Source organism: Serratia sp. HNCC26DJ244, assembly GCF_057180565.1.
Map to the genome: position 1 here is coordinate 119,275 of NZ_JBXUGO010000005.1, position 14,153 is coordinate 133,427.

Genomic DNA, 14,153 nt, shown 5'->3' on the forward strand with positions numbered 1-14,153 from the left:
GCACACTATGCTATAGCTTGAGTAATAAAGACCGTACAATTAAAGGATTATATTAATGAGTGAATCACCTAAAGCTGCAGATATTCTCTATTCAGATTATATTAATTCATTGTCTCCTGATGTCAAAACTCATGTTGATGAGTTGCAAGTGATGATAAAAAACTCATCCAGAGATTATTATAATGAGCTTGGTGAGTGCTTGTTTTTTATAACGGATAGCCACCCTCACTACGAAGATGTGAAAGAGGTTTTTTATGATGCCTTTGTAAACTTATACACCAAAAACCCCTTATCACCACAAGAAATCCCGTTATTATTTATTGGGTTCCATGCTCTAAATCAAATTAGCCGCAAGAGATATCCATTAGGTTTCCTGTTAACTGACCAAGCTATCTATACACAAGACGATTTTAGCGTTTTCAAAGATAGCGCCCCAATCCCGAGATTTAATGCACTCCCGGCAAAGCATGATGATATCGCGATTTTTGTTGATATGCTTATTGGGAAGTTTAACCGTTGGAAAGACTGGGAGAATTTAGAGTTAAGTGCAGGAAAAATCATCAAGCCGAACGTTAGATTGGCTTTAATTAAGATGCTGGAAATGCTTCTTGATTATCACAGTAAAAACAATACATTACTGGAACATTCAGTTAAAGAAATTGAGCCTGCCGAATTTATTAAGAGTAGAAATCTGGAAGGTACGCTATTATTGGGTGACGACGCCACTGCAAGCAAAAAAATCAACAAAGTTATAAAGAAATTTAAAATCCCCACGGATGAAAAAATCAAGCTGGCACTGGTAGACTTTCCTTTCTTTGGCGGCCCCTATGGCATGGCTTTTACTGACAGCGCATTATATACAAAAGATTTACTAGAAGACCCAGTCAGAATACCTTTTGATAAAACAAGTCGACGTGACTTGTCTTATTACAACCAACAAAAAGGGTTGCGTTATAATAACGACCAAGAACTCTTTATCCCGGTGTATATTAAAGAGGGCATTAAAGATGATCTATTAGATTTATTGCGCCAGGAGATTAATAAAGTAGCGCGCTAATACCAAGCTTATAATACGATTAAGCGCCTTTCCAGTTACCTCGAATACGACTTAATAGCGCATAAAGGTAACTGGTTTTTTAAGCAACAACAGAGTAACAATTAACTCAGCGCTTTCGCCTTGAGCTGTAAGTACTCACTCTCGGTAATCACACCGTCATCCCACAGTTTCTTGGCATCAGTAATCTGCTCTGCTGGCGACTTCCCTGCCACTTCACGGATATAGTCATTGGTGGCAGAAACAGAACGTTGCACTTGCGCACGATGGCGCTCTGCCATGCCTTTGCCACGGGTAATCAGATAAACCAGTGACGTTAACAGTGGGACGAACAGCAACGGGATAATCCATGCGGCTTTAGCATAGCCGTTCAATTCATGATCACGGAAAAGATCAGAGACAATCTGGAAAATGATAAACAGATAAGCAATAAAAAAGAACAGTGAAAACGATGTAACCAGTATGTCCCAAAGGGTAAATAAATGTTCTGTCATCATAGCTCCTTACAGCTAGTAGGATAAAATCACAGCATCTTGATAGTTGATCGTTTTAATTATATGTCATATAAGCATTTTTTTCCATGTTAAGCCTTGGCAAGCAACACTATTGCCACGGCTACGGACACTGCCCATGGGGTTTTAACCCACAGTTCCCCCCCATACGATAGAAGATCAAATAGTATATAATTCATTAATTTACTGATTATTAAGAATTTTATTATATTAAGATGAATACAATATGAGGAACATCGCCTCAGCGATGAAATTAGCATCAGCGAAAACCTATCCAATGATTTTTGTCATTTTCCTGATTAACGGAATGTTGCGGGGGAACACACTGTGCTAGGATAATTTGCCACTATTTTGGGCACTGACGATCACTCTAACAGGATGTTCTTATGCATATAAATAATAGAAAGATTTTTGTCACCCTGGCAGCAACCTTATTCGCGGTAAGCAGCTATGCTGCTACGCCAAAATCAGTGGCTATCGTCTCCATCGTTGATCACCCGGCATTGAATGCCACGCGCGATGGTGTCATTGATGAACTCAAAGCCTCGGGTTATGACCAGGATAAAGTCAAGGTTGAATTCCAGAGTGCCCAAGGAAATATGGCCACCGCCGGGCAGATTGCCCGTAAGTTTATCGGTGACAAGCCCGATGCCATCGTAGCTATTTCCACCCCTGCCGCCCAGTCAGTGGTTGCCGCCACCAAAACCATTCCTGTGGTGTTTACTACCGTAACTGATCCCGTTGCCGCCAAACTGGTCAGCAGTTGGAAGCCCAGCGGCACCAACGTTACCGGGGTTTCAGACAGCCTTGCTATTGGTCCGCAAGTTGACTTGATGTTAAAAGTTAAACCCGATGCCAAACGAGTGGGAATGGTATTCAGCCCGGGTGAAGTCAATTCAACCGTGGTGGTCAAAGAGCTAAAAGAGGAGTTAGCCAAGCGCGGCATGACTCTCGTTGAAGCACCCGCCGCTCGTACCGTAGATGTGGCCCCAGCAGCCAAAAGCCTGGTGGGTAAAGTGGATGTGATTTATACCAATACCGATAATAATGTTATTTCTACCTACGAATCGCTGGTTGCGGTGGCGAATCAAGCCAAGATCCCGTTGATCGCCGGGGACAATAGCGTTGCCAAACGTGGTGCGGCGGCGGCGCTCGGGATGAGCTATTACGACCTGGGCCGGCAAACCGGTAAAGTCGTGGTGCGCCTGTTAAATGGCGAAAAGCCCGGCACCATCGCCCCTGAAGTTGGTAATAAACTCAGCTTGAGTGTCAACCCAGCAGCAGCGGCGAAACAAGGTGTCACACTACCTGCAGAATTAGTGCAATCAGCACAGGAAGTGATCAAGTAACTTTCTACGTTGATGGTTATTTTATACCCACACCCCCCCCAATTGCTGCGACCATAGCGGCACAGGGGGGAACTCCGGTATTTTACTAGGGATGGCCCACCCCATTGGGTGGGGTAAGGTTTTATGAGGTTTGCATGTCGTTAATTTCCCTGATGGGAGCATTGGAGATCGGTTTGATCTTTGCGCTGGTTGCGCTGGGAGTGTTGATTTCCTTTCGTTTGCTCGACTTTCCCGATTTAACCGCGGATGGTAGTTTCCCCTTAGGCGGAGCCGTTGCCGCCGTGATGATAGTCAGTGGTTTCAACCCTTGGTTAGCATGTGGGTTAGCGGCAATCGCTGGGGCTGGGGCGGGTTGTCTCACTGCTTGGCTGCATGTGCGGCTCGGCATCCTGCAACTGTTGGCCAGTATTCTGGTGATGATTGCCCTGTACTCCATCAATCTACGTATTATGGGCGCTCCTAATCTGGCCCTTATTGGCTTACCGAGTGTTTTCACCCCCTTTATCAGCACGGTTGAAGATAATGCCTGGCTGATTCAACCGCTCCTGCTACTGGTGATTGTTATCGTGGTTAAGCTGGCGCTGGATGCGTTTCTGTCATCGGAAGTCGGCCTTGCTCTGCGTGCTACTGGGGCAAACCCTCGCATGGCGCGCGCACAGGGGATTGCCACTGGCCGTTTGACGGTAATCGGCATGGCGCTTTCTAATGCGTTGATTGCCCTGGCAGGAGCACTGTATGTGCAAACTCAAGGCGGTGCGGATATCTCGATGGGGATCGGCACCATTGTCGTGGGTCTGGCTGCGGTGATCATCGGTGAAACACTGTTACCCGCGCGTAGCCTTTACCTGATCACCTTGGCAACCTTGCTGGGCGCACTGCTATACCGCCTGATGATTGCTCTGGCCTTGAACGCCGACTTTATTGGCCTGCAAGCCCAAGATTTAAACCTGATCACCGCCGTATTGGTCACGCTGGCACTGATCCTGCCGAAGTTAAAACAAAAACTAAAAAGCAAGCAAGGAAGACGATCATCATGATGCGTGCCGAACAGTTATTTAAAACCTTTAACCCCGGTACCCCACTGGAGAACCCGGTATTACGCGGTCTCTCTCTGAGCATTGAAACCGGGCAATTTGTTACGGTGATTGGTAGCAACGGTGCTGGGAAATCAACGCTGCTCAATGCGATCAGCGGTGATGTGACCCCCGACCACGGTAATCTGTTTATTGGCGAGCAGGATGTCACTACTATGCCAGCCTGGCGTCGTGCAGGTATGGTCGCCCGAGTATTTCAGGATCCGCTGGCGGGTACCTGTGAGGGGCTGAGTATTGAAGAGAACCTGGCACTGGCACTGCAGCGCGGTCAGCCTCGCGGGTTTCGACATGCCGTTAAAAACCAGCAACGGCAGTTGTTCCGCGACAAACTGGCTACGCTGGAACTGGGGTTGGAAAACCGCTTAGGTGACCATATGGGCTTGCTCTCGGGGGGGCAACGGCAAGCGGTCAGTTTGTTAATGGCATCATTGCAACCCTCTAAATTACTGCTGTTAGATGAGCATACGGCGGCGCTCGACCCTAAAACGGCTGCCTTTGTTTTGGCACTCACTGACCGTATCGTTGCCGAGCAACAACTGACGGTGCTTATGGTGACCCACTCCATGCGCCAGGCCTTGGATCACGGCCATCGAACCGTGATGCTACACCAAGGGCGAGTAGTACTGGATGTTAGCGGTAAGCAGCGGGAAAACCTGCAAGTTACCGACCTACTGGCCATGTTTGAAAAAACACGCGGTGAAAAACTGGACGATGACGGCTTACTGCTAAGCTAGGTGGGATGCAGGGACAAGCTCATGCGTGATTCTGCCATTAAGCGTAACCTGTCGCTCGAAAACTCGGGGGCTAACAGGATCACCATTGGCTTTGTCCCGCCACGCAGCCTGTTGCTTTCTGATGGTTACCACACCTGAAAACAACAGCCTGACTAAATTCGCCGTGATACTTTGTCGCTCCGCCATCTGAAAACCGGCAACAAGATCGATAGGGACATATCGAAAGGCACATAGAGAGCCCGGCGGCGAGTCCATACCTGACCAGACTGAGGATCATAATCGGTAGGTAATGTGATCCCTTCCGACTTAAAGGCACGAATACCACATGATTGCGCCGTCATAACACCACGACGCACATGGTCGTGGTGCCCAATCACTGCACAAGTGCCAAGATTGGCGGCACCTTGCGCTAGTACCACGGCCTGCTGAACCACACCCAAAGTACTCAGATACTCAATCTTCCCTGCCGGGGTAAGTTTCGGCTCAATGGAAACCACGTTGGCTAATTGATACTTATTTTCCAAAAAGCGGGCGATTTCCCACTGCGCATAGATGGGGACCGGTTGCTGACTATAGAGTTCATAAACCGCCTCCGCTAATTGTTCGTTAATCGGCCCAGGATCAGCCAGAGCTTCCTGTTCAACAGGTAAAACGCTATTGCCACTGTTGGCGTTGGGGCGATTGCCAAACGATAACGCCAGAATGGAAGTCACTTCATGGATAGGACATTCTTTGGGTTGCGAAATCAAACAGATACCAAAAATCATTGTTGCCGCCTGCTGTGCCAGTACATCATCATCCAATTCAAGCGCAAGTTTATGCTGCGTTGCTGTCAACGCAGTAGCGACAATAGCACCAACACCATAAGAACAGAAAGTCTGCGAGTCATCGACATCCTGATTATGAACCAGATTAATCAACGCTAACGAATTTGAGTTGCATGTAAGTGACAAGCCCAGTCTAGGTAGATCGCAAAATGAATACCGAACCCAGCCCCGACACCGTGGGCTCATTGCACTACCTGCCTCTGGATGCTATCAAGAAAGGCCAAGTGTTAACGATACAGGCCTTTTCACTAGGTCAACCGAGGGACAATAATGAACCGGACTCAAGCCCAGCAATTACTGCAAACTGCACTTGCCAATCCCACTGCTGAATTTCGTGATGGACAATGGGAAGCCATCGATGCTCTGGTTAACCAGCATCAAAAACTATTAGTCGTACAGCGTACAGGATGGGGTAAAAGCTCAGTTTATTTTATCAGCACCAGAATTTTCCGTAACCGAGGAATGGGGCCAACTATCATTGTTTCCCCTTTGTTGGCGTTAATGCGTAACCAGGTTGAGTCTGCTCAACGCTTGGGTTTAGTCGCTGAAACCATAAACTCAGCTAACACCGCTGATTGGCAGGCTATCACTCAACAGATCCTCAGTAATCAAATCGATTGCCTGTTGATCTCCCCTGAGCGACTGGCTAACGATGAGTTTATTGAAACTGTCTTGTCGCCGATTGCCGATCGCATTGCCTTAATGGTGATTGATGAAGCTCACTGTATTTCTGATTGGGGCCATGACTTCCGCCCTGACTACCGCCGTATTGTGAATATCCTGCGGCAATTGCCCGCCAATACACCGGTATTAGGGACCACAGCAACCGCAAATAACCGCGTAGTAGAAGATATTCAAACCCAGATTGGGGATATTCACATCCAGCGAGGAACGCTAACCCGGAAAAGCCTGGCTTTGCAAACCATGGTATTACCGGACCAGGCTTCACGCCTTGCTTGGTTAGCTCAAGTGATACCCACATTACCGGGGACCGGGATTGTCTACACGTTAACCGTTCGGGATGCTGAGCAGGTCGCCGCTTGGTTGAGAAATAATGCAATTGATGCCAAAGCCTATCACGGTAGCATTGAGGCCGAAGAGTTTGCCGATAGTAATACTTACCGTGAACATCTTGAAACTCAGCTCTTGCACAACAAGTTGAAAGTCTTGGTCGCGACGACCGCATTAGGGATGGGATATGACAAACCTGACCTCAGTTTTGTTATTCATTATCAAGCCCCTGGTTCTATTGTCGCTTACTATCAGCAGGTTGGTCGCGCAGGACGAGGCATTGATAACGCACTAGGTGTGCTGATGTCAGGGGGAGAAGATCAGAATATCCATGACTTTTTCAGGGATTCAGCCTTTCCTTCAGAATCACAAGTGAACGAAATTTTGCATCTGTTGGAAAACAGTGATGGCTTGTCACTCCGCGGTATCGAAGAGCAGTCTAACTTGCGACAAGGTCAGATTGAGAAAGTATTAAAGCTACTCAGTGTTGAAAACCCGGCTCCGGTTATAAAAGTCGCTAGCCAGTGGCGTAGAACCCCCGTGCGCTATGCGATGGATCATAATCGAATTGCCCACTTAACCAGTCAGCGAGAGCAGGAATGGGCTGAGGTACAGCATTATCTGACTTACCACGGCTGTAAAATGACCTACTTACAACAAGCATTAGATGACCATGCCCCAGCGGCCTGTGGAAGATGCGAGTCCTGCCTTGGGCACCCGGTTATCATTCAGGAAATTGACCCCGGCTTGGCCCATCGCGCAGGCATCTTCCTCAAACAGGCAGAAATCGTCATTCAACCCAAGGGACAGGTTGCACAATCCAATGCAGAATCGGCAAGAACCTTCCCGATTGATCAGTTTCCAAGACTACTTGGCGCACTGATAGCACAACCAGGCAGAGTACTTTCCCGCTGGGGAGATGCGGGCTGGGGGCGAACGGTAGCAGAAAACAAATTCTCAGGTTATTTTTCGGATGAATTGGTCGAAGCACTGGCGGAAATGATAATGCAAAGATGGCAACCTAATCCTGCCCCAACCTGGGTGTGCCATGTGCCTTCCTTAAGATATCCTGATTTAGTATCCTCGCTTGCACAACGATTAGCGTTGAGGATAGGGGTACCTTTTGTTGATGCGGTACGCAAAATTCGCGATAACCCACCCCAGCAAGAACAGCACAATCGTTTTCATCAATGCCATAATTTAGATGGCGTTTTTGAGATCACCCAATTTAACCGCAATCAGCCCGTTTTACTGGTTGATGACATCATCGATTCGGGTTGGACTCTTTCTGTTATAGCGGCATTATTACAGCGAGCAGGCAGTGGCGTAGTGTATCCTGTGGCACTGGCTTCATCCTCGGTAAGAAACTGATGAATTTATCACCCATCGCCCAAGCAACCTTACTGCTCACTAGCTATTTCGGCAACCTGGGTAGTGAAGATGCCAAACCCCTTACCAATGGAGAATGGGGTCGCTTCGCGCTATGGTTGAAAAACCAATCGTTATCCCCCGCTGATTTGCTAACCTCAACCGCTAAATCGCTGCTTAATGGCTGGAATGATGCGCAGATAAGTTCTGAGCGCATTTCACAACTGCTAAACCGCGGTCATAGTTTGGCATTAGCCATGGAGAAGTGGCAAAGAGCAGGCCTTTGGGTCATTACTCGTTCCGACGCAGAGTACCCGTGGCGTTTAAAAAAACGCTTAAAAAACAGCTGCCCTCCGGTACTCTTTGGGTGTGGTAACCAGTCTCTACTTAATGCCGGGGGCTTGGCCGTTATTGGCTCACGAAATGCTCCCACTGCAGACCTCTCTTTTACCGAACAAGTGGGGGTTATGGCCGCAGCAGAGGGTGTTGCTATTGTATCAGGGGGTGCCCGGGGCGTAGACGAAACCGCCATGTTAGCTGCCATGCGCCAGGGCGGTTCGGTGATTGGTATTCTGGCTGATAGTTTACTGAAAACGGCCACCAGTGCTAAATGGCGTAACGGGTTAATGAATAACCATCTGGCGCTGATTTCCCCATTTTATCCAGAGGCGAGCTTTAATGCAGCCAATGCCATGATGCGTAATAAATACATCTACTGCCTGGCGGATAGTGCATTGGTGATCCATGCGGGTAAAAAAGGGGGAACGCTTAATGGCGCCCAAGAAAACCTGAAAAACTGTTGGGTGCCCTTGTGGGTCAAACCAACAGATGACCGTGATGCCGCTAATGGAGACTTAGTGGCCAAAGGGGGGATTGAGTGTGAAGCGGATATTCAAAACCTCAATATTTCAGCTTTATTGTTAGCACAGTCACCCCCAGAAACGGCGCAATCAAAAGAAGATCAAATTGACCTGTTTTCTTAGTTAAAATCAGGCCGATGCACGCAGTGATTGCACTCAATTTATCGAGTTTTTACTCAGTGCAATAGCCACCGCACTCGCCACCGAACTACAGCAAGCAATCGAGATGGAGCAAGAAACGCGGGTAAAAACGCGGGTAGAAATGCGGGTAGAAACGCGGGTAGAAACCTCAGAGCAAATTTTGACTCTATTGCGTGCACAACCGCAATTATCACTGGCAGAGATTGCACAGCATCTTGGCCGTGCACCCAGTACCATTGAGCGTGCAGTGGCAAAATTAAAACTGCAGCATAAACTGACCTACCTTGGCTCAAAAAAAGACGGACATTGGCAAGTATTAGTGGATACCACCACGAAGCAATAGTCTGGTGGCAAGGCCAGATTCAATGCTTCAACCGCATGGTGGCATCACCGCGCTCCTCAGGCATTCCTCCCTCACACACATAACGAATCCCACTCTGAGTGGCTTGCTATCACTCCCTGTAGCGACAGAGAAGGCCAGCCCTCATCATAAATACAGCATGCGCAAGGCCGCCTGTCGTCTCCCTTCTTGGCACACTCGCGCTGACTCTTGCCCGGTGTTTCCAGATGATGCGTGCGCTGATCCTGTCACCCGGCAAATATTCGATTTACTCAACAAGGGCCGACGTTGTGCTCAAGCTCACTTTATAGCCAGAAAAAGAACTTCAACGTTTCACAATGCAACGTTTTATTGAGCCAAACGTTACATTGTGCAACGTTTTTTTTTACTGTTCGTCAGACAGTATGCAGGACGTATAGTCGGCAATACGCAGAGGTGCTGATACTCAAATGCACCTATCTTTAACCCATTGTTCAAAATTAAAACCTTCATACGGATAGGAATTAAAATGGCAGACCTAATTTTAAACGCAAAAGAGTCTTTTGTTCTGGATTCCATCCAAGGCTCACTGTATGCAGCACACAGAGAAAACCTCACATTATTAGACTTTAATAATAATATTAAAGTGGTTGCTCGTAACGACTGGAACAAAGACAAGGTTGCACTCATTTGCGGTGGTGGTTCAGGCCACGAGCCCGCACACGCCGGTTTTGTCGGCAAAGGGATGTTAACCGCAGCAGTATGCGGCGACCTGTTTGCTGCCCCCAGTGTAGATGCCGTTCTCAGCGCTATCCTGCATGTAACAGGTGATGCAGGTTGCCTGGTTATCATCAAAAACTATACCGGTGACCGTCTGAACTTTGGCCTGGCAGTCGAAAAAGCCAAAGAGATGGGGCGTAAAGTTGACCTGATTGTGGTGGGTGATGACATTTCTATCGCCGATAATCCTCAACCGCGCGGTATTGCAGGCACACTGTTCGTGCAAAAAGTGGCAGGGTATGTCGCTGAAAATGGCGGCTCGCTAGAACAAGTGAAACAAGCGGCGATTGACGCGCATAACAAAACAGCTTCTATTGGCGTCGCACTAACCAGTTGTTCACTACCAGGGGAAAGCAACGACCGTATCGCGCAAGGAAAGGCAGAACTTGGCTTAGGTATTCACGGTGAAGCGGGTATCGAAACCATTGACCTGCCAACCGCACGGGAATTGGTTTCAACCATGGTCAGCAAGCTTATCGCCGCCAAACCCGTCACCAATAACGCCATTCTGCTGAATAACTTGGGTGGGCTGTCGCCAATCGAGATGAATATCGTGACGAAAGAAGTCATGGAGTCTGCGCTGGGTCGGCAGGCGAAATTCATTGTTAGCGGTGCGCTGATGACCGCTATCGATATGAAAGGCTTCTCTATCTCCACCATTCAACTGACGGATGAAATCACTAAAGCGCTGACTGCGGAAGTAGAAACAGAGTCCTGGCCGGGTGCAGTGGCTCGCCGCGAAATCCCCGTGACCCGTTGTGAAAGCCTGATCGCCAAGAAGGCATTTGAGCCCTCTCACCACGAAGAAACAGCCCAGGTACTGCGCAAGGTCTGCCAATCGATTATCAATATTGAAGCGGAGCTCAACCACCTGGACTCCATCGTGGGTGATGGCGATACCGGTTCAACCTTTGCCGCAGGTGCCAGTAAAGTGCTCGCTCAGCTAGAAGCGAATCAGCTTCCACTGCAAGACAAATCGAAGCTAATGACCACCATTGCTGATTGCTTGACCTCAGTCATGGGCGGCTCTTCGGGTGTCTTACTTTCCATCATGTTTACCGCCGCAGGTCGTGACCATGAATTGAATGGTTCACTGCCAAAAGCACTGCAAGCCGGTTTAGGCCAGATGATGGCTTACGGCGGGGCGAAACCCGGTGATCGCACCATGATTGACGCGCTACACCCGGCGTTAGAGGCTTGGGTTAAAGAGGGCTTCTTAACAGCCATTGAAGCGGCGAAAGCAGGTGCGGAATCAACGGTTGAGATGACCAGTGCGAAAGCGGGTCGCTCATCTTACCTTAATAGTGACAGCCTATCAGGGACTAAAGATCCTGGCGCATATGCTATCGAAATCGTGTTTAGTCAATTCTAAACATAATTAAAAGACACCTCTCCAATAATAGCTGCACTCATGTTCCAGGGATAATGAGTGCTGAAATAAATCAATTTGTTTGAAAATTGATAAGGTGAAAAAATGAAGAACGGAAATCTAGGAAGATACTTGCAATTCGCACTGGTGATACTTGCTGCAGGTTCTATCTATCCACTTATCTACCTGAAAGCTCAGTATCAAGAAACGATATTGGAAGTATTTAACATGTCATTAACCCAAATGAACACGATTTATACGGTTCTTGGTTTGGTGTTTATTGTCGGTTATTTTCCAAGTGGTGTACTGAGTGACAAATTTTCCGCCAAAAACTTATTAGCACTCTCTTTGCTAGGAACAGCATTGGGTGGTTTCTGGTTTGCTCAAGTGCCAACATATGAGTACGTCGTGGTTATCTTTGCCATTTGGGGATTTTTCTCCGTCTTCACTTTCTGGAGTTCTCACATGAAAGTGGTGAAAATGCTCTCTTCCGATGATGAGGACGGGCGTTTCTTCGGTATCCTTGATGGCGGACGTGGCTTGGTAGAAGCCTTGCTGGCAAGTTTGGCCTTGGCAATTTTCACTGTTGTTCTGGGGAGCAGCATTGAAGTTACCGATAAGAGAGCCGCGCTAGTCTCCATTGTTTACATGTATTCAACCGTGCTTTTGGTGACGTCGATATTGGTGTTTTTCTTCGTTAAAGATGGCAGCAAAACAGCCAAGAAAGTAGAAAAAGAGCCGGGCAGCGAAGAGAGTGGCGTTAAGTTTTCTGACCTGGGAAAAGTATTTACCAATAAGTATATCTACCTACACGGCATCATCATTTTTGCTGGTTATACCGTGTTCTGGACCAGTTACTACTTTGGTGGGCACCTTCAGTCAAACTTGGGTATGACCCCTATCGGCGTCGGTTCCATCATGGTAGCGGTTTTGTGGATGCGTCCTTTTGGCGGCATTATTGGCGGCTTCCTGGCCGACAAAATTGGTAAAGAAGTCACTATTACCTGCTCACTGCTGGGTGGCTCTGCCTGTCTGATATTGATGGTTTTGTTACCAAAAACACTGCCTAGCATGGCAATTAGTGGATTGGTGATTCTGGCGGGTTTGTTTGTCTACATGATCCGTGGCACCTACTGGTCTCTATTGGGTCAATCAAAAATCGATATCGCCATTATGGGTACCGCCATCGGCGCAGTCTCATTTATCGGTTACCTACCGGATATCATGATCCCACTAATGAACAGTTACCTGTGGGATGTGTTCGGCAATGAAGGGGGTTACCAGGCCTATTTCTTAGTGAGTGCAGTAGTCGGTCTGTTTGGTGCCGTGATAGCCATGATTTACCGCAGATCACAAATTGCTGACAAAAAAAATGAGCAGGCACTGCAAAAAACTGGCGCTTAAGCTGAGCCTGTAAAGAATATGTAATTTAAAAGTAGTTTGACTTTTAATAGACAGGGTGGATTCTAAAGTGTTGCCAAGACACTTTTAGGGCCTGACTAACAAAACGTGGTTGGTATTTTATCAACCACCTGAAATAGTAAAGGAATAATGGTTATGTACAACAAAGACAAAAACCGCTTTGAAGTTAAACAAGGCGATAAAACAATGAAAGCAGTCGTTACCACCGGTAACGGTGGCTACGATAAATTAGTCTATATGGACGTTCCTGTTCCTGTGCTTGATCAAGGCGAAGTACTGGTCAAAGTTTTAGCTGCCGGTGTCAATAACACCGAAGTCAATACCCGCCTGGGCTGGTACTCATCAAAAGTAACGCAAAGCACCAATACACTCTCAGACGACGACCAAGAGAAGGCCGAGGCATCTGAAGAAAAAGATGGTGGCTGGAATGAAGAAACCCCCTTCCCATTTATTCAAGGTACCGACTGCTGTGGTGAAGTGGTCGAAGTGAAAGATGAGCAGTACAAACACCTGCTCGGCAAGCGTGTTCTCATCAGGCCTTGTATCCGCAGTGAAGGCTGGGACTCGATGGAAAATATCTGGATGGCGTCTGATTTCGATGGGGCGTTTGCTCAATATGTGAAAATTGAAGCCACAGAAGTGTTCCCAGTAGAGTGTGACTGGACAGATGCAGAGCTGGGCTCAATCCCTTGTTCATACGGCACATCAGAAAACATGGTTCAGCGCTCAGGGATTAAAGCCGGCGAACGCGTTCTGGTGGCGGGTGCTTCCGGTGGCGTAGGCTCAGCCGTTGTTCAATTAGCTAAACGCCGTGGTGCCTACGTTATTGGGCTGGCAGAAGGTGAAGCCAAAGTTGACCTGGTGAAATCCTATGGTGCCGATGAAGTCATCGTTTTTGGCAAAGACACATTCAAAGTGCTTGGCCATAAGTCAGTCGATGTCGTGGTTGATAACGTTGCTGGGCCTAACTTCCCTCAAATGATGAAGGTGCTCAAGCGCGGTGGCCGATTCGTTTCTTCAGGTGCGATTGCAGGCCCAATCGTTGAACTGGATATGCGCGATTTCTATCTGAAAGACTTGACGCTTATCGGTTGTACTTGTTGGGACGAGCCAGTATTCCCGAGCCTCATTTCTGCCATCGAAAATGGCGAAATCAAGCCGGCACTCGCCAAAACCTTCCCGCTAGAGAATATCGTTGAAGCGCAGCAAGAGTTCGCGCTTAAGAAACACGTGGGTAAATTTGTTCTGATTCCAAATCACGATGATATCTAACTGACTGGCACGCGCTAAGATAAAGATAACGCAGTGATCTC

The 14,153-nt window shown here is 47.8% G+C and carries 12 protein-coding genes; 10 read left to right on the forward strand and 2 right to left on the reverse strand.

Annotation, left to right across the window (positions count from 1 at the left end):
• Nucleotides 1-55: 55 nt before the first annotated feature.
• Nucleotides 56-1,057: a hypothetical protein gene (locus AC2A06_RS06140; protein ID WP_484379701.1), complete on the forward strand. Its 1,002-nt coding sequence runs from the start codon at nucleotides 56-58 to the stop codon at nucleotides 1,055-1,057.
• Between the two features lie 101 nt (nucleotides 1,058-1,158).
• Here the strand turns inward: AC2A06_RS06140 and AC2A06_RS06145 are convergent, their stop codons facing one another.
• On the reverse strand, nucleotides 1,159-1,548 hold the full coding sequence (locus AC2A06_RS06145; protein ID WP_484379702.1) for an SHOCT domain-containing protein: 390 nt from the start codon (nucleotides 1,546-1,548) through the stop codon (nucleotides 1,159-1,161).
• Nucleotides 1,549-1,952: 404 nt separating this feature from the next.
• On the opposite strand from AC2A06_RS06145, the gene AC2A06_RS06150 reads away from it, so the two are divergent.
• The 3 genes from AC2A06_RS06150 to AC2A06_RS06160 all read left to right on the forward strand — a co-directional run bounded on the left by AC2A06_RS06150 (nucleotide 1,953) and on the right by AC2A06_RS06160 (nucleotide 4,743).
• Nucleotides 1,953-2,915, forward strand: coding sequence for an ABC transporter substrate-binding protein (locus tag AC2A06_RS06150; RefSeq protein WP_484379703.1), 963 nt, complete (start codon nucleotides 1,953-1,955; stop codon nucleotides 2,913-2,915).
• Nucleotides 2,916-3,049: 134 nt separating this feature from the next.
• Nucleotides 3,050-3,952 (forward strand): ABC transporter permease, encoded by a 903-nt coding sequence (locus AC2A06_RS06155; RefSeq protein ID WP_473196825.1) that lies wholly within the window; start codon nucleotides 3,050-3,052, stop codon nucleotides 3,950-3,952.
• Complete coding sequence (locus tag AC2A06_RS06160) at nucleotides 3,949-4,743, forward strand: ABC transporter ATP-binding protein (protein WP_473196824.1); 795 nt, start codon at nucleotides 3,949-3,951, stop codon at nucleotides 4,741-4,743. The genes AC2A06_RS06155 and AC2A06_RS06160 overlap by 4 nt, the downstream gene beginning before the upstream one ends.
• Nucleotides 4,744-4,895: 152 nt before the next feature.
• On the opposite strand, the gene AC2A06_RS06165 is transcribed toward AC2A06_RS06160, so the two are convergent.
• On the reverse strand, nucleotides 4,896-5,696 hold the full coding sequence (locus AC2A06_RS06165; RefSeq protein WP_484379704.1) for a hypothetical protein: 801 nt from the start codon (nucleotides 5,694-5,696) through the stop codon (nucleotides 4,896-4,898).
• 144 nt (nucleotides 5,697-5,840) lie between these two features.
• Between AC2A06_RS06165 and AC2A06_RS06170 the strand changes: the two genes are divergently transcribed.
• From AC2A06_RS06170 to AC2A06_RS06195, 6 genes are all read left to right on the forward strand, one after another.
• The gene (locus AC2A06_RS06170) at nucleotides 5,841-7,952 is read left to right on the forward strand and encodes a RecQ family ATP-dependent DNA helicase (protein WP_484379705.1); all 2,112 of its coding nucleotides are present in this window, start codon (nucleotides 5,841-5,843) and stop codon (nucleotides 7,950-7,952) included.
• Entirely contained in the window at nucleotides 7,952-8,932 is a 981-nt protein-coding gene (locus tag AC2A06_RS06175) for a DNA-processing protein DprA (RefSeq protein ID WP_484379706.1), read from the forward strand. The genes AC2A06_RS06170 and AC2A06_RS06175 overlap by 1 nt, the downstream gene beginning before the upstream one ends.
• 103 nt (nucleotides 8,933-9,035) lie before the next feature.
• On the forward strand, nucleotides 9,036-9,293 hold the full coding sequence (locus tag AC2A06_RS06180; RefSeq protein WP_484379707.1) for a helix-turn-helix domain-containing protein: 258 nt from the start codon (nucleotides 9,036-9,038) through the stop codon (nucleotides 9,291-9,293).
• Between the two features lie 505 nt (nucleotides 9,294-9,798).
• Nucleotides 9,799-11,421, forward strand: a complete 1,623-nt coding sequence (locus tag AC2A06_RS06185) for a dihydroxyacetone kinase subunit DhaK (protein ID WP_484379708.1) — start codon at nucleotides 9,799-9,801, stop codon at nucleotides 11,419-11,421.
• A gap of 102 nt (nucleotides 11,422-11,523) precedes the next feature.
• The gene (locus AC2A06_RS06190) at nucleotides 11,524-12,822 is read left to right on the forward strand and encodes an MFS transporter (RefSeq protein WP_484379709.1); all 1,299 of its coding nucleotides are present in this window, start codon (nucleotides 11,524-11,526) and stop codon (nucleotides 12,820-12,822) included.
• A gap of 153 nt (nucleotides 12,823-12,975) precedes the next feature.
• Entirely contained in the window at nucleotides 12,976-14,112 is a 1,137-nt protein-coding gene (locus AC2A06_RS06195) for an alcohol dehydrogenase family protein (RefSeq protein ID WP_023491585.1), read from the forward strand.
• Nucleotides 14,113-14,153 lie beyond the last annotated feature (41 nt).